Annotated in this window: 24 protein-coding genes, 3 tRNA genes and 2 pseudogenes; 1 reads left to right on the top strand and 28 read right to left on the bottom strand. The window is 46.1% G+C overall.

Annotated features, from left to right (window positions below):
• Positions 1 to 11 precede the first annotated feature (11 nt).
• Positions 12 to 1,211 (bottom strand): enoyl-ACP reductase FabV, encoded by a 1,200-nt coding sequence (fabV, locus tag KHA73_RS09955; protein WP_234590615.1) that lies wholly within the window; start codon positions 1,209 to 1,211, stop codon positions 12 to 14.
• A gap of 172 nt (positions 1,212 to 1,383) precedes the next feature.
• Complete coding sequence (locus KHA73_RS09950) at positions 1,384 to 1,734, bottom strand: DUF4377 domain-containing protein (RefSeq protein WP_234590614.1); 351 nt, start codon at positions 1,732 to 1,734, stop codon at positions 1,384 to 1,386.
• A 320-nt stretch (positions 1,735 to 2,054) separates the two neighbouring features.
• On the opposite strand from KHA73_RS09950, the gene KHA73_RS09945 reads away from it, so the two are divergent.
• A complete protein-coding gene (locus KHA73_RS09945) occupies positions 2,055 to 2,267 on the top strand; it encodes a hypothetical protein (RefSeq protein ID WP_234590613.1) in 213 nt (70 codons plus the stop codon).
• A gap of 408 nt (positions 2,268 to 2,675) precedes the next feature.
• Here KHA73_RS09945 and zinT read toward each other — a convergent pair whose 3' ends face one another.
• From zinT to KHA73_RS09825, 26 genes and pseudogenes are all read right to left on the bottom strand, one after another.
• Positions 2,676 to 3,326 (bottom strand): metal-binding protein ZinT, encoded by a 651-nt coding sequence (gene zinT, locus KHA73_RS09940; RefSeq protein ID WP_234590611.1) that lies wholly within the window; start codon positions 3,324 to 3,326, stop codon positions 2,676 to 2,678.
• Positions 3,327 to 3,776: 450 nt separating this feature from the next.
• Positions 3,777 to 6,056, bottom strand: coding sequence for a tail fiber/spike domain-containing protein (locus KHA73_RS09935; RefSeq protein ID WP_234590609.1), 2,280 nt, complete (start codon positions 6,054 to 6,056; stop codon positions 3,777 to 3,779).
• Between the two features lie 368 nt (positions 6,057 to 6,424).
• Entirely contained in the window at positions 6,425 to 6,673 is a 249-nt protein-coding gene (gene tolA, locus KHA73_RS09930; RefSeq protein WP_261081456.1) for a cell envelope integrity protein TolA, read from the bottom strand.
• Between the two features lie 424 nt (positions 6,674 to 7,097).
• Positions 7,098 to 8,387 (bottom strand): hypothetical protein, encoded by a 1,290-nt coding sequence (locus KHA73_RS09925; protein ID WP_234590606.1) that lies wholly within the window; start codon positions 8,385 to 8,387, stop codon positions 7,098 to 7,100.
• Complete coding sequence (locus tag KHA73_RS09920) at positions 8,388 to 9,473, bottom strand: nucleoid-associated protein (RefSeq protein ID WP_234590605.1); 1,086 nt, start codon at positions 9,471 to 9,473, stop codon at positions 8,388 to 8,390.
• A 199-nt stretch (positions 9,474 to 9,672) separates the two neighbouring features.
• Positions 9,673 to 10,065 carry a pyocin knob domain-containing protein gene (locus tag KHA73_RS09915; RefSeq protein WP_234590603.1) on the bottom strand — a complete coding sequence of 131 codons (393 nt, stop codon included), beginning with the start codon at positions 10,063 to 10,065 and terminating at the stop codon, positions 9,673 to 9,675.
• Positions 10,066 to 10,256: 191 nt separating this feature from the next.
• Positions 10,257 to 10,709, bottom strand: a complete 453-nt coding sequence (locus tag KHA73_RS09910; protein WP_234590602.1) for a hypothetical protein — start codon at positions 10,707 to 10,709, stop codon at positions 10,257 to 10,259.
• Between the two features lie 26 nt (positions 10,710 to 10,735).
• Positions 10,736 to 11,800 (bottom strand): annotated as a pseudogene (locus tag KHA73_RS09905) (terminase); the annotation flags it as partial.
• Positions 11,800 to 12,795: a terminase small subunit gene (locus KHA73_RS09900; RefSeq protein ID WP_234590600.1), complete on the bottom strand. Its 996-nt coding sequence runs from the start codon at positions 12,793 to 12,795 to the stop codon at positions 11,800 to 11,802. The pseudogene KHA73_RS09905 and the gene KHA73_RS09900, both read right to left, overlap by 1 nt.
• 7 nt (positions 12,796 to 12,802) lie before the next feature.
• A complete protein-coding gene (locus KHA73_RS09895) occupies positions 12,803 to 13,060 on the bottom strand; it encodes a hypothetical protein (protein ID WP_234590599.1) in 258 nt (85 codons plus the stop codon).
• Between the two features lie 2 nt (positions 13,061 to 13,062).
• Positions 13,063 to 13,215, bottom strand: coding sequence for a hypothetical protein (locus KHA73_RS24720; protein ID WP_449441464.1), 153 nt, complete (start codon positions 13,213 to 13,215; stop codon positions 13,063 to 13,065).
• Positions 13,212 to 13,439 (bottom strand): Mom family adenine methylcarbamoylation protein, encoded by a 228-nt coding sequence (locus tag KHA73_RS24715; protein ID WP_449441465.1) that lies wholly within the window; start codon positions 13,437 to 13,439, stop codon positions 13,212 to 13,214. The genes KHA73_RS24720 and KHA73_RS24715 overlap by 4 nt, the downstream gene beginning before the upstream one ends.
• 147 nt (positions 13,440 to 13,586) lie before the next feature.
• Positions 13,587 to 13,979 (bottom strand): M15 family metallopeptidase, encoded by a 393-nt coding sequence (locus tag KHA73_RS09890; protein WP_234590597.1) that lies wholly within the window; start codon positions 13,977 to 13,979, stop codon positions 13,587 to 13,589.
• A complete protein-coding gene (locus KHA73_RS09885) occupies positions 13,969 to 14,325 on the bottom strand; it encodes a phage holin family protein (RefSeq protein WP_234590596.1) in 357 nt (118 codons plus the stop codon). Before KHA73_RS09885 ends, KHA73_RS09890 begins: the two co-directional genes overlap by 11 nt.
• Before the next feature lie 217 nt (positions 14,326 to 14,542).
• Positions 14,543 to 14,617, bottom strand: a tRNA-Gly gene (locus KHA73_RS09880).
• Positions 14,618 to 14,619: 2 nt separating this feature from the next.
• Positions 14,620 to 14,694 (bottom strand) — tRNA-OTHER (locus KHA73_RS09875).
• Position 14,695: 1 nt separating this feature from the next.
• Positions 14,696 to 14,772, bottom strand: a tRNA-Ile gene (locus KHA73_RS09870).
• Between the two features lie 161 nt (positions 14,773 to 14,933).
• Positions 14,934 to 15,584: an antitermination protein Q gene (locus KHA73_RS09865; RefSeq protein WP_234590594.1), complete on the bottom strand. Its 651-nt coding sequence runs from the start codon at positions 15,582 to 15,584 to the stop codon at positions 14,934 to 14,936.
• A complete protein-coding gene (locus KHA73_RS09860) occupies positions 15,581 to 15,865 on the bottom strand; it encodes a DUF1364 domain-containing protein (RefSeq protein ID WP_234590592.1) in 285 nt (94 codons plus the stop codon). Before KHA73_RS09860 ends, KHA73_RS09865 begins: the two co-directional genes overlap by 4 nt.
• The gene (locus tag KHA73_RS09855; RefSeq protein ID WP_234590590.1) at positions 15,862 to 16,458 is read right to left on the bottom strand and encodes a DUF1367 family protein; all 597 of its coding nucleotides are present in this window, start codon (positions 16,456 to 16,458) and stop codon (positions 15,862 to 15,864) included. The genes KHA73_RS09860 and KHA73_RS09855 overlap by 4 nt, the downstream gene beginning before the upstream one ends.
• Before the next feature lie 481 nt (positions 16,459 to 16,939).
• The gene (locus tag KHA73_RS09850) at positions 16,940 to 19,198 is read right to left on the bottom strand and encodes a S8 family serine peptidase (protein WP_234590589.1); all 2,259 of its coding nucleotides are present in this window, start codon (positions 19,196 to 19,198) and stop codon (positions 16,940 to 16,942) included.
• 6 nt (positions 19,199 to 19,204) lie between these two features.
• Entirely contained in the window at positions 19,205 to 20,311 is a 1,107-nt protein-coding gene (locus KHA73_RS09845; protein ID WP_234590588.1) for an ATP-binding protein, read from the bottom strand.
• Positions 20,312 to 20,531: 220 nt separating this feature from the next.
• Positions 20,532 to 21,158 (bottom strand): HNH endonuclease, encoded by a 627-nt coding sequence (locus tag KHA73_RS09840; protein WP_234590587.1) that lies wholly within the window; start codon positions 21,156 to 21,158, stop codon positions 20,532 to 20,534.
• The gene (locus KHA73_RS09835) at positions 21,155 to 21,385 is read right to left on the bottom strand and encodes a hypothetical protein (protein WP_234590586.1); all 231 of its coding nucleotides are present in this window, start codon (positions 21,383 to 21,385) and stop codon (positions 21,155 to 21,157) included. The genes KHA73_RS09840 and KHA73_RS09835 overlap by 4 nt, the downstream gene beginning before the upstream one ends.
• 198 nt (positions 21,386 to 21,583) lie before the next feature.
• Positions 21,584 to 21,901 carry a hypothetical protein gene (locus KHA73_RS09830; protein WP_234591393.1) on the bottom strand — a complete coding sequence of 106 codons (318 nt, stop codon included), beginning with the start codon at positions 21,899 to 21,901 and terminating at the stop codon, positions 21,584 to 21,586.
• Positions 21,902 to 21,997: 96 nt separating this feature from the next.
• A pseudogene (locus tag KHA73_RS09825) lies at positions 21,998 to 22,225 on the bottom strand (endopeptidase); the annotation flags it as partial.
• Positions 22,226 to 22,239 lie beyond the last annotated feature (14 nt).

Here is a 22,239-nt window from a genome sequence, read left to right as displayed (position 1 = left end):
GCTCGACGCGCTTAGACCAGCTCGATCACTTCGAACTTGGCCTCGCCGCTCAGATCGGCATCGTAATCAACGCCTTGCAGACCAAAGCCGAACAGGCGCAGGAATTCCGCCTTATAGCCCTGATAGTCGGTCAGTTCGTTGATGTTGCCGTCGTTGAGCTGCGCCCAGATCTCGCGGCAGGTGTTCTGCACGTCGTCGCGCAGTTCCCAGTCGTCCAGACGCAGACGGTGTTTGTCATCGGTGCCCGGCGCGCTGCCGCTGTACAGCTTGGTGGCGAACAGACGCTGGATTTGCTCGATGCAGCCTTCGTGAATGCCCTGCTCCTTCATGATTTTGAACACGATGGAGATGTACAGAGGCATCACAGGGATTGCCGAAGAAGCCTGGGTAACAACCGACTTCAGCACCGCCACATAGGCTGCGCCGCCCTTGGCCTTCAGCTTCTGGTCGATGGCCTGCGCCGCGCGATCCAGATCTTCTTTCGCCTTGCCCAGGGTGCCGTGCCAGTAGATTGGCCAGGTCAGATCGGTACCGATGTAGGAGTAAGCGACAGACTGAACGTTGTCGGCCAGCACGCCGGCTTCATCCAGCGCGTCCATCCACAGCTGCCAATCCTGGCCGCCCATCACCTTGACGGTATCGGCGATTTCTTGCTCGTTGGCCGGCTCAACAACCGCTTCAACCAACACGTCTTTGTTGGTGTCCAGCGCGACGGATTTGTAGGGTTCGCCGATCGGCTTCAGCGCAGAACGCACCACTTCGCCGGTTTCCGGCATCTTACGCACCGGGGAAGCCAGCGAGTAAACCACCAGATCGATCTGGCCCAGGTCCTGTTTGATCAGATCGATAACGGTCTGACGGCATTCGTTGGAGAACGCGTCGCCGTTGATGCTTTTCGCGTACAGGCCTTCTTCTTTAGCTGCCTTGTCGAAACCGGCAGAGTTGTACCAGCCGGCGGAGCCGGTTTTGCCTTCGCTGCCAGGCTTTTCAAAAAATACGCCGATGGTGGCCGCGCCGCTGCCAAACGCCGCGTTGATGCGCGAGGCCAGCCCGTAACCGGTGGATGCACCAATAACCAGCACTTTCTTAGGGCCGTTTTTCAGTTCGCCGCGTGATTTCACGTAGGCGATTTGCTCACGCACGTTGGCTTCACAGCCTGCCGGATGAGCGGTGGTGCAGATAAAACCACGAATTTTAGGTTTGATAATCATAGTAATTTTTTCTTGGTAGCTAAAAACCGAAGGTTAATATACCTGATTTTCTCAATATACTTAAGTTAGCCGCGCGGCAGAATCGAAACAAGCATAGTGAGCAGACCAGTTTCCCTGGCGAATGCCGGCACGTGAGAACCCGGCATTAACCGCCAAAGGGGCCAGGCCGGGATCAGGCTTTGCGTTTTTCCAACTGTTCGACCAGCGTATAGCGCAGTGAGGAGGCATCAGCCGGCACGTTTTTCAGCTCGGTCACCTGCACCTTCAGGCGATAGCGATATCCCGGCTCAAAGGTGAAGCCCTCGATACCGGTATAGAACAGTTCCCACGGCTGCTGCGCGGAATGGCGCACCTGCATGCATTTCATCGGCGCGACGCCCACGCAATCCACCAGCGCGCTGTTGATCAACAACACTTCCGTATGGCCGCCATCTTGGTTTGCGGTCTGTTTCATCGAGGCTCCTTCCTGGCTGCAACCGGCCAGAGCGACCGATACGAGCAATAACAACGCGTTAATTTTCAATCTACTGCACCTATGTTCTGCAAGATAGCGCCATAGTAACAAAATTAGCGACAACAAAACCATAACGATGCGGCGCCGCTCAGTTCTGGCGAGCGAAAATATAACCCCACCTAACCTTCCACGGTAAAACAATATTCCGAACAACATTATAAACCAAACAAATAACAAAATTTATTTTCACTTTATTATGACAACAACTAATTACTCGCCCGCACTTTCCTGATAAAACAAACTGCTTGCATAAGCTTATTTTTAATAGATTAACTCATAAGCATAAGTTGCTCCCCATCAATTTATACTTTCATTTAACGGTGAAAAGCATGTTCCAACTCTTTCGCGCTTTTTGTTATTTAGCCGGCCTGCTGGCGGCAACGTCATTGCTTAGCGGCGCCAGCGTGGCGTTTACCCAGGCCTACGCCGCCCCCAAAAACCTTTCGGTTCTTTTAATCTCAACGATCGTTATTGGCTCCATTGTTCGGATGATTCACTTATTCCTTAAGTTTTATTTCGAAGAAAGATTTAAAAATAATTAAGGCTCCCGATGGAACCTATCTTTGGGCCAATCGGCTATTCGGCGGAGTTCTGCTGCGCTGAGGGTTGGCATATTCCGCTAGCTGATCCAGCACGGCTCCCCAGCCGCTGAATAAGCCCTCTATCTTCATGAGTCCGCCGCGCTTAGGGTGCGCGATGCCGGGCGATCGCCGTATAGCCTGTTGCCCCCTCGCCTCCAGCCTTGCGGATCCGTATCACATAAAAAAGCCCCGGCAGATAATGGCCAGGGCTGATAGATGGGGGGTGTGGCGGCCGGTGCTTATCTTCGGCTTACCTCTCAGGGCTGCAATTCACCACAACGTAAATAACATATTGGATTTTTCCGAAAGATGGTTAACAGTTAATGCTCTTGTCGTTTTCCGCCTACAATTCTGCGAGTTATGTCACTTTCAGTGATGCAACATATCGTCGACAACCTGTTCCGTCGTCAGCTGGAACGGGTAGTAGGTTGGCCAGTTATCCATTTCCGCCAGCAACGCCTCCTGCGAGGTGTTCCCTATAAAGATATGGAAATGCGCGGACTTACGCGGGGCGATGAGGTGATCGCTGAACTGGACGTATTTAGGCGCCTGGCTGCCGGCATCCTTGCATTCGAACAGGTAGCGAACGCCTTTTTTGCCGGAGGCGTAAGTCAGGATCTTGTGCCCGGCATACTCGTAACGACAGGCGCTCTCCATATCTCCGCGATGAAACGCCATGACGCCGTTTTCAATGCCAATGGTATCTACGTCGCTCGCGTAACCCTTGCGGTAATACTCTTTTACCTGTTCGAAAGTTTTGCCCGGCTCTTTTTCCGCTTTCATTTTGAACACCGGATCGAGATCGCCATTTTGCAGGTAAGGATAGACCGACTGCCATACGCCATCCCAATCCGCCAGGTTTCTGTCCTTCACGTTCTTATCATCGAAAACGCCGGCAGCCGCCTGCTGCTCCATTTCCGTCATCGGCTTGCCATGCGAATGATGATCATGAGACAGCGCGTAACCGCTGGCCAACAGCGCACCCAGCGCCAATGAAAGTTTACCGATATTACCCGTCAAAATGTCACCCTTTTTAGCATCCCAGAAAATCAAATGTTATAATATAACATAACAACTTTCAATCTTGTTTTCTTCCAATGGGATGGGCTTAATTAGGATTTCATCGCGGTGGTTGTCGTACCGACCCACGATTAAACGTGGTGAATAGGCTTGCTGATGCTAACAAAGCAGCGGTGAGGATAAGGGTTAACTATAAGATTATTACCACATTTTCCATTTTTAAGTGCTTCATGGCATTTCCTCTGCTACTTTCCCTCTGCTGGCGCAGCAGCTGCTCTCTTCGTGGTTGTTCTGCTGCTAAGGCTCTGTTCTTCCGGTCTTGTTTTGCAGTGTTGAGATCGGTCCTGACTGCTGCGCCAGCGCTTTTCTGCCCCTGCCATATCCTTATGAATAGCCGGGGTCCATCCCGGCGATGTAATGGCCACGCCACGGCTGGCGCAGATTACCGGTCTACCATGCCGTGTTATATTCGATAACGACGGAAAATGCTTTACCTGGGATCAACTCATTCACTTTTAAAGTTTGGCCACCCGGAACGCTTTGATCCTTGAAAAAACGCCCCTTACCGCCAGCTACATGCACCCCTTGAATTGACTGAGGCAGAGATAAAGAGGCTGTGCCAACCGTATAAACCTTATTGACTATGCTGGCCCGATTAACGTTGATAAACGCAAGTGGCGAACCATAATTCATCGGCAAAGGATCCGGCAACGGAATAAACTGATACGTTAGAGGCTGAGGATCCGGCAACCTGACAAATTCGAACGAAAGCTCCCCGGTATATCCGCTAACGTCATTTGGGACGGTTCCCTCCATAAATATTCGGCTTCTTCCGCCAATATGGATAATTGAAGCCGCCGTATCGGTAAATGGCACAGTTACACCACCAAGCCCATTTTTAAATTCGAGCGCAATCTTTGTTTTATCCCTTACCCGATATTTGAAAAGGTGGCTTGCATCTCCATCACCATGATCAAATGCGATAGGTTGCAGCTCGTAACGCCCTGGCCATTTTCGCTCCATGATCATCCCTCTGCCCTCAGGGTCGATAATGAGCTTATATTCAATCGAATTTTGGCTGGTTTTCGGCTGTGTGAAATATTCCGGGGCGTTTCTCACCCAAATCGTTTGAACCTTGCGATCGTTGGTCACCGTTGCGCTCGTTGCGCCTTCCGTGTACGGGGTATTGGCCAAACACACCCGCTGGCACTGAATCGCCCCTTCAACAGCGGTCGCCGGCAGGTTTTTCTGATCGGTGTTGATCTTGTCCTTGCCGGACATATAGAAATTATTGCTGTCGCCGGTGCCGCCGCCGCGCTTAATAATCCCCACCTGCTCGGCAAAGGCATAATCGATATAGCCATACCAGGATGTTCCCATATACGGCGACCAGACAGGTACGCGAGGACTATAGTTAACCTTGAGTCGTTTAATCAATTTGCCGACCGAGTTACCCCGCTTGTAGCGCGATATCAGACAGAATGCCCGGCCGGCTACGCCACGCCACGGGTCGGATGAATAGTCGGATTTATCCCCATTCATATCAGCATTGGTCAAACGGCCGTTATCAGCACTGCGTGCAGAGTTGGCGCTTTTATAAAAGAACGTATCGAAGAACTCATCGATCAGTTCGGAACGATCGCTCCAATCTCTGCCGCTCATGGTCAGGTTTTCGATTGAAAGATAGTCACACCACCCCAGAGAGTAAATATCATTAAAACCGTTATAGGGGGGAACCCATTTTCCGCCGAGCTGAACGTTATTCCTCTGGAGCCACATGCCCCCGACGATAATCCCCGCATAGTTATTTATTAATGACTGAGTTTCCCAGGCTGCCGAGTCAGAACCTTGAATAATCACCGGAAAACCGCAGTTAACCCACTGCATATGCCCCAGACGCGATTGGTTAAACATTACGCCATCCGCCAGAAAACCGATAAAGGCGTTTTTAACGTCGAAACCATCGACACCTACCAGGTTGATAAAGGTGTTCATCCGGGTATTGGTGCCGTTTTCGTAGCCTTGAACCCTGGCTACGATGCCAATACGCTGAGAGCTGTGGATCGGGCCATCCTTCGGATCCCATGTGATGGGATCGTTGGCGGCATCCCAGCCAAAATCCAGCGACGAAGTGGCTACCCCGTCGGCAGTCAGGATACAGCGGGAGTACAGCTGCAGGCAGGCGGGAATGGTATGCTGTGGTTCAGGATCCAAAATTTCTTCACCCGAGGTGAAGTTGGGGCTATAGGTGCCATCATCGAAAGGAAGAATATAGCTAAACGGCGCCTGGAGAATTTTATAATGGCCCGAAAATCTGATATTCCCGCCCCCTTTGCTGCGAACATACTCAATCGCGGCCTGAAACGCGGGCTGCGAGTCAAAGTTAGGGTCTTCGGAAAGGGTTTTGGCACCAAATTGGCGAACGTCAACGGAAAGAATATTATCCAACGTTGTCTGGCCGCGCCCCACAAGCGCGGCGCCTGATGTTGAACCTATGGCCGCATAGCTTACGTTCGCCCAGGCCGCCGGGCCAAAGCCGCCGGACGTATCCGGCGTTGCCCCCGCCGTAACCACTTTGGGAAGTGAACCCTTCCAGATAAAGTATTCCTTGGTCGCACCTGAATAAAGCGCCTGGTTCGACGATGTCAGCGTAAAACCACTTTCAAAAGAATTAACGGGGATAAAACCTGCCCGTGCAATTTCATTTTCATAATTAAGAATATTAGCCATACACACCTCTTTTTTGGAAAAAACCGTAGCTACTGATGCAGGCATCAATAAACCATCACCCCACAGCCGTTATTTATTTCAGATTCATAAAAAAAATAAAAAAAGTAAAAACCGCCAACTGACAAATCAAAAACACCACTAATCTAAAATTAAAATCGTCTGCCACAATAATATTGCGACTTTCCCTATCAGGAATCAAACGCTCAAATGTTGGCAGGCCATAACACAACGTCATGTCTGAATTTATGGCAGCCACTCACACCCCGCCTGAACGCGAGTAAAAGCCAAAAGCCCACCTGGGTGGGCTTTTGGCTTTTACTCGCTTATAGGATAATCCTGGGGCCAGCAATAAGGCGCCCCTGAAATGCTTACAAAGGTTTAAACTCGATAATCGACGCCTTGAATGCTTGGTAGGTTTGTTCATCCGGTGGTGCGGGGATGTCCGCCGCCTTCATGCCCTTTATTCCTGCTTCGCACAGGAGCGGGTCACCGTCAACAGCGATTACGCTTGTAACTTTACCCTCTCTATCCAGATTAATTTTAAGATCGCATGTTTTACCCGAAAATCTCTCAGGCTCCGACATATGCGATTGAATAGCTTGCATAATGACGGACAGGTACTCTACGGCGTTGCTGTGCTAACTGGCGGCCTTACTACCCGGGTTAAGGCCTGCAAACAGATCGTCGACAGATTTGTGCGAAGGTGCGGTACTGCGGGCTGACGCCAGAGCCATGCAAAGGCAAACGACGGTAATAATACGTCCTTTCATTGGAAATTCCTTTTGGGTAATCTGCTCGAACTATACGCAACAGCCCTCACCCAGCCCAGTGAAATACTCTGTAATTGTTAACCAGCCGCAAAACAAAAAAAGACCGAATACGATTCCTTTAATCGAATGGATAAATAAAAAATCAATATAATCAATGACTTAAATTGAATTTAATTAAAATTGATGCATGATACACCTTCGAAAAGAGTCTTTTAGATTCAATCAGTTATTATAATATTCGTTTTTATTCGAGAGGAATTCGAAACTATCTTTATTGAAAATAAGATGAGAATAAAGCAGATACAATAGCATGCATTTTGTGAAAGGCGTTTGGGTAAAACTTATCAATATAAATGTAGGCTGCTGATATCGTCGGCACCCAAGAAATAAAGATGAATACCCACATAGCTCTATTGAGCTTACGCGACTGTTTTGTTAATTGTCTTTTTTGATTACTTATAAGAACCGACAACTCACTTTTTTTATCACTTTTTGTGTGGCTAAATATGCCATCAATAGAGCTTTTTATAGCAGAAATAACATTCCTTTGTTCTAAAACCGTAACAAATATCAACCATGATGAAACCAAAACACCAGCAACAAGCACCCCTGCCTCAAGCTTGCTTTCTGCTTTATACACAGCTAAGGATACACCTAGCGATATAGGCAACCCGAACAACTTCCCTGATATGGATGATAATGTGGTCGATAGTTTAGAGGATAAGGATATATATACTTCAGATGCTTCTTTTTTTTGTTTGACGAAGGAGAACTTTGTTATGTATGCCTCAAAATTACCTCTATAAAGCTCCAATAACTCATTCCAGTTCTCTACCAAAAAATCGAATTTATCCTGGCTATTATCAATCCCTTTTAAAATCTCAAATATTGAGACCCTAAATAACGCTTTCTTTTCGTCGACATGAATATTATCTTCATCTTCTGATAATACTTTATTTAACACAACTAAATCTAATATTGGAAACTCCAGGTGTGACAGTTTTATTTTTGGCTCTATAACAATAGGTGGAGTTACCTTCCCATTCTCAGCAGTTGTATCTACAAAGACTAGCTTCAATAGCCCACTAACTTCTGTTTTATCATGAAAGTCAGATAGCTTTTTAAAGCAGTCAATCATTTCAGATATGATAACAACTTTTGATATATCTATACAATTCGGCCGCTCACCAAAAAGATAATCCTCCTTAGCAAGATAAACATTAGGCTCCATGGCCGCTAAGTTAAAAAAATTGGCCCCATCTAGATATTCTGACAAACCAGATTTAAATTGAAACTGACCAATAGGAACCTTTACTTCCAATGTGATGGCATCAAGCGCATCTATATCAGGAAAATCCTCATCGTATTCAGTGCTACGCTCTCCTCCATGGTATTTGATGCAAAAATTTGCCATTGATGCTGCATCAACCCACAATAGTCTAAGAAGAGTAATATTATCACCAAGAGAGCCTTCAAATATAAATTTCCCATTATCTAAACGAGGGCGTGAAAGCCCTCGATAAAAGGAAATTAAATCTTTGAACACTCGTTCTTGACTCACTTATTTTTCCTCCAGTGCCTTTTCTATTTTCTTTATAGTAGCATCATCTAAATTAGAAATGATCAACTTACCTTCACCTTTTAAATATTGTATACCAGAACCGATTGTTGTACCAAGAACTCTTCGCTCAAAGACCAGCTCCCACCCATCAGTTTTTGTTCTAACTCTAGAGCGACGATTAAGTACTGATTCATTTATACCGAATTCATGAGGAAGACCAATTTCTTCACTATTTAAAAAATCAACAACATTGTCCAAGTAAGCATTGAATTTCGCTGGTACAACGCCTCTAACTATGTGTTCAATTTCTGTAAGCCTAGCTGGTTCCCCCTTCGGTTTTTCTTTCATATAATGCAAAACTGCATCATATGCTGGTGATTTATAAGCTACTAATTCTTTACTAGCCTCAAAAAACGCCCGAACTCCTGATAATGCTGCATCAGTAGCCCTAGCTGTTGGTACGCTATCCGTGCAGCCCAATGCTGCAACAAAGTAGCCAGACGCATCCTGATTAATTTTTGGGCTCACGAATGCAAGGTAATTTGTTTTATCGAGTTCGTCTGCAATTTGATAGTTATAATATCTATCAAAATTAAGTCTTGCGGCTTGGTGAATCTTTAATAAATCGATTTGAACAGTTCCAACCGGTTTTAAATCCGCATTTAACCGCAATGCATCTTTCTGTTTAATCATTGTAACAAGAAAATAATGCGAATTATTACTAAGATAATGAGAGAAAACTATTGCCCCTCCGCTCGCAGCAACCCTGGAAGAATCTTTGGCTTGCTTTGATAACTCGTGCATGCAAACCTTAGTAAATGCTATAAAGTTTTCCACCTCTAACTTACTTTCATAATACCGATGAAACTCTGATGGAACCTTATATATTTTATCGTCTTCATCAAAAGTTCCCCGCGCAGCCTGATTATCTCGCTTCCCTATTAGCTCACATAATGATTGCACTAGTTTAACTACTGACTCATCGTTATTTGGTAACGCTACCTCTTTCAAATCCACTTCAACCTTTTGCTTTCCTGCTTCTTTCTTTAATTCATGTATTACACAATGTTTTAATTTAAATGACATTCTCACCATTCTCCATATTGCTGCGTAATTCGCCAGAAGACATCCTGTCAGGCGCACAATTACGCTTATAATTAGAGCATTAGGTGAGAAAGTCAATTAAATAAAGAAGCACACGCCTAATGGTTACTGGTGAAATAATAACAATATGAAATCATAGCACTTAATGATGACCGTTCAATATTAAGTGCTGACGATTACATCAATATGCCTTCCATGCAGAGAAAACCAGAGGCTCACCGAAAGCATAACGCCGGTGTTCAGTAGTCGAGTTATACGGCATATACACCTGGCGACAAGCGCCAGCATCCACCCCGGTTCGATACACTTTTAATGCACCAGCCACCGCCTCAGGATAATTCAGCGCCAACGTGGCATTGCTGGTCACGTTCTGGAAGTACTCTCCCGGCTCAGTGACAACGTTCAGGTCGGTGCCTGAGGGTAATGTTTTATCGGCCACAGGCACCGCACCTGTATCCTCCGCCGTTAGCGCATCCTTGGTTGCCAGTTTCCCCAAGCCAAGATTTTTCTGTGATTCGGCTTGTGCTGCTTCACCTGCGTCGGCGATCTCGGATAGGTTATTTTTGATTGCCAAAAAGTCCGACTCTACCGGGGCAGCAGCTACCTTCACAACCCTACTGGCACTTTTCCCTGAAACATCCCCGGTAACACTGATAGTCGCCGTTCCCTCTCCAGCAGATATCGGGCAGGATCAGCAGCCACTGCAACAGCTTTGGGGCGTTCTTATATTGCCAATATACCCGAGACAGCACCTTGGCTTTATGGTCAAACATAAATCACCTCGATGTTTCCGACGTCAAAGACCCCGAGCTGATTGAATGCCACAGCAATAACACCTTTATCCACGCTGCCAGCCTCTGTGCCAATCAGAATATTCGACACATAATCATGCCCCGCCACGAAATAGTTCACCGGGGTATATAGCCGACCAGCAGCCAAGCGCTCACCAATACGAAACCCCAGCTTGGCGAACCCTGCTGTTTCATCAAAACCCAACAGGGTGTAGTCCACGATCGCTTCTTTAATTTTCGGTTTATCGTCATCAGTCAACGTGCTGGTGGATATTTCAACTCGTACAAAAATAGAAACGTAGTCTGGCCGGAAGAAGGTCGCCGTGAACGGCTGGCCTTTCGGGGTAAAGGTGTTTAGCGTCACCTTGTTGGGTACCGGCCCAGAACCACCACTACGACCGGCAATGGCCGGCGGTGTATTCTGCATATCGTAAAACCCCTGCATCGCATCATATCCACGTAAACGGCGCGGTGAGTCAGTAACGGCAATGTTTCGTAACGCGGGAACCAGGCTGTATCAATCAGGCCACCGGTCAGCGCACGCGGACGCTGCATATACTGGCTCCAAAACGTGTATTCATCGCTTTCCCACAATTTCAGCAGGTCGCCGATATACTCGTTTTCCGGCCAGTAAGACCAATACCGGACACCGTTCACTACCACGCTTTCGGTGTTTTTTACCTGTTTCCAGCACATCGAACGCCAAGGTTCAGCCAGTGACTCGATAAATTCTTCACTGACCAATGCCGGGATAGCGACGTGGTGAAAATCTATGCCCATGCCGCCGGCCAGCATAAAACCGGTGGCGTCTTTCATGTGCAGACGCTGCTGGATGCTGACGAACGGTGTCGGGTGGTCTTTTGACTTATCACCACGACGTGAACGAATGGTGTTCACCAGCAGGCGATTAGCGGCATCCCGGCGAGAGGCCGAAAACATGTCGTCGGGTTTGTTGTAATCATCCAGACAGACGAAACCAGAGAAATCAGGCCCAGCGTAACCACCACGACCACCGGTGATCTGTCCGCCACTGGAGCGTGAGACGGTTTGCCCGATCGAACGGCCACGCGGATCAACAATTTCCCATTCTTCCGCTTGGTTGACGCCAAAGCTGCACGGCCAGAATTCTTGATATTCCCGACTCAGGATCAGATCGCGAGTACGACGAGAATTTCGCTTTACCAGCGTATCGGCAAAAGAAATATTCAGATTACGGAATCGGCGTAACTTCTCGGTCTGCACCAACATATTCACGTAGGCAGGCAGGTGTATCGAGAAGAACTCCGTTTTTGTGCCACCAGGTGGAATGTTGACGATCAGATTGCGCGGCCGTAGTTCACCTTTTATCAGTTCGTCGATTTTCGAGGCCATCAGGCGATGGTGCCAGTTGACCATCATGCGCTGGCCGCTCTGCAGCTCGAACTGCAACCGGGTAAAATTGAGGAAGCTTTTTTCGGATTTTGCTTTCAAGGCTACCCGCGCAGGAAAATCGAGATCCTCCCATTCGAGTATTCTCATTAGTCCAGATCCCCAAATTCATCGTCGAGTGACGAAGCGGCAGCACGGTAATCATCGGATGTATAGCTATTGGCAGGTGGCCGGTCACCCGGTGATCCGCCAGCACGTTGAGCAGTAAGCAATTGGATCAGGTTTCGCCGGGCAGCATCCTGATCTGCTGTCATTACCTGAATTCCGTGTTGGGTCTGTTTTATACCGGCGTAGAGCCAGCGAGCATCACTGCCGACATGATTTCGCGTATCAGAAATGAATGTGTGGCCCTCACCCTCTCCACAACAAATCGGACAGTCAGGGTTAGGATCGAGATTTTCAACAAATCCCAAGCCTCCATATTCCGGTTCAGGTTTCCCGTCACTGGATGCTTTCTCCGCAGCCTTATCGAACTCACCTATGTCTCGCCACTGATAAAGGTGGTTTTCACCCCAGCAATAACGGCAATTAACCCGCCGAAATTGAACGAGGTCATTCGGATCCGCCCGAGATATAGAAACCAGTTGGTGAACTATTTCATCCAGCTCAGCCCCATATCGTTTTTGTTGGCGTTCCAAACCGTCCCGAATTGCCCGTTGGACATTAATATTTCGATATACCTGACTGGCAGCTGGATAGACGCTACTGCCCTGGCATTTGTACCCAGCTTGTCGGTATGCATCGACACGGTTTTTTTTAATCAGAAACCAGTGAACGAATAACGCCTGCTGCTCTGAAAGCCCGTAGTCTGATGGATTGAACTGAAATTCACTCTCTGGTTCAGATTGCTCAGGCAATTGGGATTCAATTTTATGCTGTGTTTTTTTTAGCGTGTTGGTTCGCAGGTTCGCACTCCCTTTTTGCGAACCGTCTTTGCGAACTTTGTCAGGCTTAGGCCAATTATCTGCTTTAGCCTTTTTGCGAATGGCTGTATCACTTATTCCATACTTTTCAGCCAGCGCCCGGATCGACAACTGGCCGGCACGGTATTCTCGCGCAATTGCCGCCCAATCCGGTTTACTCATAATTTTTTCACGCTTTCGGTTTTAGATGCTCCAGCAAGAAAATCATGGCTCGCGTGTCGCCTTTCTTGGCTTTGATAAAAAGCGCATTCGATAAGTCAGCAATCCCTTTTGCCTTACCACGGCGAATTGCCGAACGGTAGGCCGAAATTTCTGTTTTATCCCTGCGTATTTTTTCAATGTCGATCCCCAATGCATCGGCGATCTGCTGCTCCGTCAATCCACGCCCTGCCAATGCTTCGATTTTGTCGAGCGTCGGCTTATCCATGGTTACGTCCTTTTTGGATAGGGCTTATGGCGAGGGATAAGGATTTTTTGCATTTTCTTGTCGAGGGGCATCAGGTATTTGTGTTTTCCTGACGTTTTGAATTCTTGTGCATTGGGATCCATATACTGCCGAACAGCTTCAATGCTTTGCTTCACACCCTTAGCAGCAACACTTCGGGGATGAACCTTTTTCCCTTTAATGATGAAGGCGCCCAACGTACCTCACCGAACAATCCTTCGTAGATCCAGTTTGTCGCCTGGTATATCCCACCATGGTGATTCTGGTCTTTGTCAGCGTATGAAACAATCAGACGCAGCCCAGGGCAAACAGCGGATAAGAATTTTATCGCCTTCGCCAATATCTGGCTGACCGGCGACACATGATCGCGCAGTGCCACCCGGGTTAATTCGCAAACCTGATCCTGCTGCAGGCTGTAGGGCTGACCAATATGGTTAACCGCCGAGGCAAATTGCTACCACTAACAGCAGCAGCAATCCTCCCTGCGCCAGCCTGTTCAGCCAACCACTCATGCTGGGTAATCTCTGAAGGTAAGCTGGAAGTGCGGACCATCTTTCAGGGTTTTCCAATCGCCACCCCACTCGATCGCCGTCCCCAGTTCTTTGCCAGCTTGTTTAAATGCAGCAGCGATCTGCTCGTAATATTTCCATTCCCAACTGATATTGCTGCCGAGATATACCACCACGTCTACCGCATGGCCGGTCAGGTGGCGACTGTTCATCGTTTGGCTAGCACCTGCAGCAACCATTTGTTTTTGTCGCTCACGACTCCGGAGTCCTTCCGTAATACCGAAGTCAATGGGAGATAGCTCGAGCGATCGACGCACAACGGCCACTAGCGCAGGATTAACCCCTTCAAGATTTCCCTCACTGCGCTTACTAAAACGAAAATTAATGGTCATTTTTCGATTTATCCTTTTCGTCCATCGGAATATTGGTTTTCATGCTTGAGAAAGCGCGGAGAATTGCCAGGCAGCGTTCCACGCCGATCCCGCCGATCGCGATTCCAATTAGCAGCGCGTTGTCTTGACTCATCCCGAAAAGCTCCAAGGAATTGATTACGCCAAGGGAAATCAGCAGACAAATAGCACCGGCATAAAATGCATCTAGCCACGATTTGCCATCACGTAATGTCAGCAAAGTCGCCATGCCGAATGCCGCGAATGAACCATAAAGTGCGGGTGCATTAGTTTTCATCCACAGCAAAGTAGCCTCCAGGAATCCCGGCGGTAGGTGTTGGTTATTCATTGCCCGACTCCGGGTATCAGAAAGTAAAAAGCCCCGGCGGATGCCAGGGCTTGGATTGGGTGCCGGTCTTTCCCAGCAGTCACTTCACATCGAGGGACGCACTTAGAAGCTCCCCACCAAAGGGTTCGATAGTGCGTATCAAAACTAAATGCGCCCTTCTGATGCGCTTTCCAGCCACTCCGGGTAATCCCATCTTCGCAGGCTGAAAAGCTTTTTCTGGAGCGGGCAGTGGGAATCGAACCCACATCATCAGCTTGGAAGGCTGAGGTAATAGCCATTATACGATGCCCGCATTGGTCCGCCATCGAGGTCTCGAACCCCGTACCTACAACTTAATGGTCGTTGCTCTTCCTGCTGAGCTAATGGCGGTTGGTGGCCCTTACTGGACTTGAACCAGTGACCTGTCGATTATGAGTCGATTGCTCTAACCAACTGAGCTAAAGGGCCAAGGTGCCGGATTCTAAAACAGCAACATAAAACCACACAATGAATAATGCCTATCTTTACAAATGCCCATAAAAAAACCCGCTAATCTGCGGGTTTAATGAACATTTCAGTGTCGAGAGTATTAATCTCCCACTATGGGTGTCAATTTAGGGCAAATTTTCTCATTTTGCAATGGTTTCTTTATTTAATTCAGACAGGCCGGTGATCCGCTGATATTCAGCCTCTGCGATCGACTCTTGGGAATAACACCACGCCAATAGTGCTTCGTAATAGCGTGACCAGACTCGATACCACGTGGCCCTCGACACACCAGGAACCAAAGCAACGATGGAATGATGTGCGCGAGTTTGGGATATAGGTTTCAGCCCAGTGCCATGGCATTTTTTGCAGGGTATGATCACCAGCCTGCCTGTACGCTCGGTTTCTTTCCGATCGCAAACTTCCCCACTACCACCGCATCGGCATTTCGCGCCGGGGGTATCAGCAGTCCGGCAATACTCCTCCAATGCCAACATGGCTAATGTCCTAACGACAACACCACCGCGCCTACCGGAAATTTTACCCACATATTTTCGGGCCTGCGATTGTGCATATTTTGTTAGCTCCATTAACGCTGTTTTCCCCGCACCGGCATCTTTAGTATATTTGGCATAAAGTAAACATAACCCACCCCGATGTCGTGCTTGAGTCATTCCCAATGCAGTCAACACGTCGATTTTAGTTAGATGACTGTCTCCTGTTGACCGGGCCTGATATGCAACAATCTGCGCTGATTTCGGATCTGCGATGGTCAGAGCGTATTTGAGCCTCATAATTTTCCCTCGGAGATCAAAATATATTGTGTGCGCATTACGCCTTCTGCATGGCACAAGCGAACGGTTTCCTTATCAATATGGCGTGTACGGCGATCGATTTCATCGTGGCATGCATTGCAAGCCCATGCGCCTTGCGAATCTGGTGGTTTAATAGCAGTGCCACATGTGCCAGGTATTTTGAAATGTGCAAGTACTGTGGTTTCTGGGTTGAAATTACAAATACCGGGGAGACGAACTTGGCAATCTCGGCCCTTAGCCTCTTGAGTTAATTTGCTCATGCCGCATACTCCATTAACTGAGAAGCAGCATTTTCAGCAGCAGTCGGTGATGTGAAAGTTTTATTAAGGATGAATTGCCACAGGACATTGAGTGTCTGCTTATACAGCTCGGCGAACTCGGTATCGTCCATACTGGCAAAAGATATTGAAGTGGGTTCTCTGACGATCACCCCGTTCGGCATGACCTGCTCGGTGTAGTACCCCGCCTCTATCGTTGCCCACCGACGAAATGCATCGAACGATTTGAGCAACGTCACACGATCAGCCCGCTGGGCTGCTACTTTTCGCAGGTAGCCTTTTGCCAAACTATTCAACGTCTCGCCATGACCGGCAAACTCAGCAAGATGGCGGACATAACCACGGATAAGGCTTTTCTCTTCAGGGGATATTGTGCCGCCGGTAGGCGTCCAATATTCGAAACCAAGATTCAAAAGTGAAAAGTATTTGCGGTGGAATCTGGGATTGCGTACGCGTTTAAAATCGGCTGATAGCACTGCGCCGATCTTAACCTTGTTATGTAGAAAATCCCTAACTTCGGCAGTGGCCGGAGTCAGTGTGTCATGACGGGTTTTAATAAACGATAACTGTGTCATATCTAACCTCAGATTGATGACACAGCAGTGCTGATTCAGGGCGTCGGGTGTTCAATCCGACTTACTGATTATAACATATTTCTAAGGTAGTCATTACTGATTTTAGGCGGTGTAACCCGATATCCTACTGATTCCGCCAACTCAATAAATCCGGGTATTGTACAAACAAACTGGTCAGGTCTAAGCACCTCTACCGCTATGACTACTCGATTTTTCGTATAAACGAGGGTACATCCATCTACAGGTAATTCGACTGGTAACACATAAGTGAATTCTTCCTTCATAACAACCTCTTATAAGAAAAAATACCCATAATAGGGTCCAGTCTAAGCCTGACCTCCATGATATATATTAAACAACAGTTGAGGATAAATATTATTTAAAAATTAAGAAATGAATATTTTTGATATTTTGTAAAAAACAGTCATGTGAGAAACTTATCTCTTTACAAGAAACTTTCTCACATGACTTAAATTCCACCTTAAAGATTAACTTCAATGTTTTGATTAATCACAGCACTCTCAACAAATGCGCCAAGTTTTTGAGTCATGGAATTATATATACCCGAGTTTTCATCATCGCTTCTGAATGTTAAAACAAAGGAAACTTCTTGCTCATCCAAATCACGATGTGTCTCCATGTCAAATTGATACAAGTCTCGTGCATAAATCCTTGCATAGAGTCTCAATGAGTGATTATCAATGTTCGTTCTACTAAATTCTTTCGCATGATGTCTCACGGGACTCCATTTTGCTAAATCTTTCCGAGACGAAGTTTCCTTTTCTTTCGATTCTCTCATCGTTCCTAGAAGGTTTTTTACTTTGGAGTTTTCATCATTTTTATCGATAGCTTGTAATGCACACTCCAGCCTTGTAGAAAAGTAATTCTCTCCTGCCATTTCAGAAACAACAGGATTCAATATTGCAGTCAGTGAAATACTACCAGCCAACAAACCATTAACAATCATTTCAGGGGGTAGTGGTATATCATTCCAATAATAAGCAAATCCAGCTCTAAGTTTTGATGTCCACGTTAGAGTTACCGTGCCAGGCTGACACAACCAGGGTAATGAATCGTCATCCCAAGGAGTCCCCCACCCTAAATGTGAATCATGATCGATTTTTCCACTTTTATTTATGAGTAGAGCTCGAACCAAATCAGGCGTAGGATTTTTTAAGTTTTTAAAAGTGTGCGCTGCAACTGATGATATTAATGGAGCGCTATAACTAGTACCGGTTCTTCTTACCCCGCCAATCATTCTAAGGTCAGAAAACCACGAAAGCTCTGGTTTTTTCATTCCAGCGGGGGCTGGGCCTTTCAGACTCAAAGGACATGGTCCATGAGGTTTCCCTTCGCCGTTAGCAACTCGGCCACTCACAGTCAATGCAGCTTCACAGTCTGCTGGCGGGCATAATCGACTATTATTATTAGCAGAAACATTACCAATTGAAATAACTGGAAGAATATTATACTCCCTTGCAATCTTACCTATTTCATGGCCAAGATAACTAATTTCACCGGTAGCAGCTGTAGGACTAGACTCATTAAAAGATAAATTCCATACACTTGCAATCCCTTTAGTTTCCTCCGCAACACTTCTTAAATATGTAATAAATTGGTCAGCAGTAGGTTGCCTTTTCACACCGACCTTATTAATTGCTTGGACGCTGATAAAATTACAATCAACTTCAGGTAGGGATAAGTTATTATTCCACGCATATCCATGGCAAACTAATGACGTGACTTGATTTCCATGTGCTTTATCTGCATCAAAATCAGAAACTAGTGGCCTTACCGATTGTACATTTAAAGGTAAATACGATGGTGCAGAGCATCCCCCATCGACTATAACAACTGTAGGTAAATTTTTATTTTTGAGGTTTTGCGGTGTTGGTTCTGCGCCAACCCCTGGAGGGGCTTCATTCGCTTTTACATGCGATACAGGCTCTACTCTGTAGACCGCCCCAGAAGCTATGATTCTCATCATGTCCGCCTCACTGTCCACAATAATGGAAAATGAGGAATGTCCTTCACGTTTATATTTTTTAATAGCACTAATTAATGATGGGCCGAGTAACTTACCACTTTTTACAATTTTAACAGAGTCATCGTTACCTTTATTAAGGTCAAACTCAGGGAAACCCAATGCTATGACACCCTCATCATATAGCGACAACAACGAATTAATTACTGACTCCCTTGCTTTTATATCGTAAAAAGGAAGGAGCCATAAGTTAAACTGAAAAACGCCATTACTTTGCGATTCATCAAAAAGGCTGCCAATCTCTTTGTTTCTTAGAGCATCAACACCATCAAAGACGCTAACAGACTCAACTCTAGAAATATCTACTTCTTCACTAATACTTTTCGCCTTAGTGATTTTAGTGATCAAGTTATCTATTGATGCCAGGGGCATTTCTACTAAGTAGCCATCGTAGGATGGTGCAACAATACGACTCTGTGTACCCATGTTAAATATATCACCGGGAGTCCACGATGGTGCATTAGAGTCGTCAAACATTCGGACAACCAAATGTGTTTTTCCTGCATGGCTAACAATTCGACTGGCTTTCTGTTTTATACTACCAAGATCACTAACTAACTTAACCCTTTGTAGTGCCAACCGAGAATGAACAATACTTGCTCTATTCTTCCCTCCCCCAGTAACTGTTGAGGGAACTGGTTCTTTAAGCAAAGAAACAATAGGGTTTAATAATGGTGATATTGAATTGTTAGCCATAGAAAATCACTCCTTAAGATAACCGGATACGGTTTGCCTGCTTACATTTAAAAACCTTGCTATATCAGCCTGGCTAAAATTATGTTCATGGTGAAGAAGCTCCACCATACGTTTCTTCTCGATGAGATTTAAACCACCAACATTCGGAAGTGCTGTATTATCATTGTCACTCTTCATTATAGCCTGAATGACTGAAGGTATATTGATCTCAATATTATCAAGAACACTTTTCCTTCTAGCAGCCAGACTTATATTTTCTATATCGGCACCACTAAGGCCATTTGATATGGATGCTAGTGCTTTATTCGTACTGGCATCACCGTTATCCTGAAACAAAAAGTGGTCCCATAATACACTGCGAACATCTATATCAGGCAGACCAAACTTTATCTTGAATGGAAAGCGCCGCCAAATAGCAGGATCTAGCAAGCTGGAATGATTAGTAGCGGCAATAACCACCGCATTATCATCTAATGAATCCAGCCCTTGGATTAATGTATTGACAACTCGCTTCAGCTCGCCGACTTCATGCGTATCATCACGTAACTTTGCCACCGCATCAACTTCATCTAAGAACAACACCCCGTTTTTAGACGGTACAAAGTCAAAGATTTGCCTTAAATTCTTAGCCGTATCACCTAGTAATGATGAAATGACAGAGTCCAACCTAACCATATATAAAGGTTTATTCAATTGTGCAGCAATATGTCCAGCAACTAAAGTTTTGCCTGTTCCAGGTGGACCAGACAAAAGTAGACTCAAACGGCTAGATAAGCCATTTTCAATTAGCTTGTCCTGATGCTTTACACTTTCAATAAATGCACTAAAAACATCTTGTTCATTTTTATCAAGAAACAATGGTGAAACTGGCCATTGAACCTCTTCAACCAAAGGCATCCTTGATTTTGGGTCTACAGGTATACTTTCAACATAGCCAGAGCTACGTAAGGGCACGCCTTTTCTACGAAGTATGGACTTGATTTTTTTAGCCATGTCCAGGTCGTACTCACTAATCGATTTTGCAATTCGATTGCTGACGCTTCTGACTTCGCTGTAGTTAGCATCTAACGATGCCTCAATGAGGGCTACGATGTCCTCGTTGTCAATGTTCATTCTTGCCCCTAGGGTTAACTGACAAATCAAAAACTCAATATGTCATGCACTACGGTTGAAATGTCACCCATAACAACGGTTTTGTCAAACAAAAAACAGGTTTCGTCACCTCAAATGGATGAATTTGCAACAGTGACTATGTGAGAAAACATCACATTCCTATGCATCGTCGGTTCGTAATGCTAGGGTATGCCCGGGAATCCCCCGGGCCTGTATCTGGTTACTTCTTACCCCCCTTCATCTTGCCTATTTGCGAACGTAGCATAACTGTCGCATACAGTGCTGGGGCTAGCGCTTTAGGTGCATCGGCATAGCCTGCTTGCACGTAAAGAGACTTGATACTAAGAGGTGCCGCACGAAGGTTATCTAGTTGATTATTCTGCACATCATTATCAAGGTGAATAACTCCATACCCTATTGGAAGGGGACCATTGACACACTCCCACACGTAAACGTCGAGGCGCATCCGTTTACCATTAGCATAAATATATTTCAGCCCTTTTCCGGTGCCTGACCTACATTTTTGGTTCCATCCTCGTCCTGCCATCTGCTCCTTGATTGCATGAACAGATTTCTTTGTGCCGAACTCTTTATTAAAGAGTTCAGTTAACGCAGGCCATCCAATGCTACGGTTTACAAAGAGAAAAGTTAATTGCACGTCACTGTATCGAGACTCTTTGACAACATAGCGATTTAACCCACGATGACGAATAACTCCACTTAATGTGCCAACGCTTTTATTCGTTTCAAATCGATGATTGAATAGCTCTGTAATCTCTTTAAATGTTTTCCCTTTACAATGCATATCTAGGAATAAGTACTGAGCATCCGTATATTGCTGACTCATTCTTCAATCCCCAATACTTTCGGTACCCGGCCGGCATATCCGTCATACACGGCCCTCTGGGCATCAAGGGCTACTCGGTAAGTTGCGATCATAGTTCCCGCAACATCTGATACTGCTTTAGCACGCATAACTGCTTCCTGTAGTTCTTCACCCTTCAAGGATGGATCAGTTAGCGTTTCAAGCATCATGAACTGATGGTTCATTAGGTCTGTTATTGAGTTTTTCATTCCCATACTCCTTTAATAAAATGTTATATATGATAAATTTTCACGATAGTGGAATAGTCGGGATGATAACCGAATAAATTCCACCAAAAACAATTACATTAAAAAAGGTAGCATTACAAGTCAGCACTTTATAAGCCGGCAGATTTTTGAATATGCATTTCAAGAGCTATTTACTTTATCAGATATTCAAGTCGCCATTTAAAATAATAGTTTCTCCGCCATCAAAATAACCACTGAAATACTTGTTCCAGCAAACTCATTGCTGATCTCTTCCGACCATTCAATATCCCAACCGGGCAATATATCCTTCCCTTTCATCCCTACAGGAAGAATTGCCACCAATCGGCTACCCGCTTTCGTGAGAGTCGCGGCAGCGTTCACATGTGCCAGAGCACGGCCATCACTGAATGGAGGGTTCATAACTATCCGATCGAAGCATCCACCATGCTCAGCCCACTGGATGAAATCGGCATTAACAACACGGTGCCCCTTTTCTTCCAGTACTTTGCTGTTCAACGAGGAAATCTCCACGCAGGTGGTTTTTCCTTTCGGTAAGTGGTCAGCTATTCCACCTAAGCCTGCACTTGGTTCAAGGCATGAGTGATTACCACCTGAGTTACTACCGCGTTTCATTTCGCGCATTTTTGTAACGCGGTCATTTGTAAGTGCACGTTTCTTTGAAGAATTTCCGTTATGGCGTTCGAAATTAGGAAATATGAGAGTCTCCCCCTCCACCACCAACCACCCCACCCGAATAAGCGCATCAGCAAACCCACGAATGAAAGTGATCCGATCAACTGCATTTTTAGTAACGCTCGCAGCGTTACACTTTGCGTTACCGTACCAGCGGACGA

Origin of the sequence: Serratia entomophila (genome assembly GCF_021462285.1) — a bacterium.
GTDB classification, from domain to species: domain Bacteria; phylum Pseudomonadota; class Gammaproteobacteria; order Enterobacterales; family Enterobacteriaceae; genus Serratia; species Serratia entomophila.
Note: the sequence above shows the minus strand (reverse complement) of the source record. Positions and strands in the feature narration are given on the sequence as shown.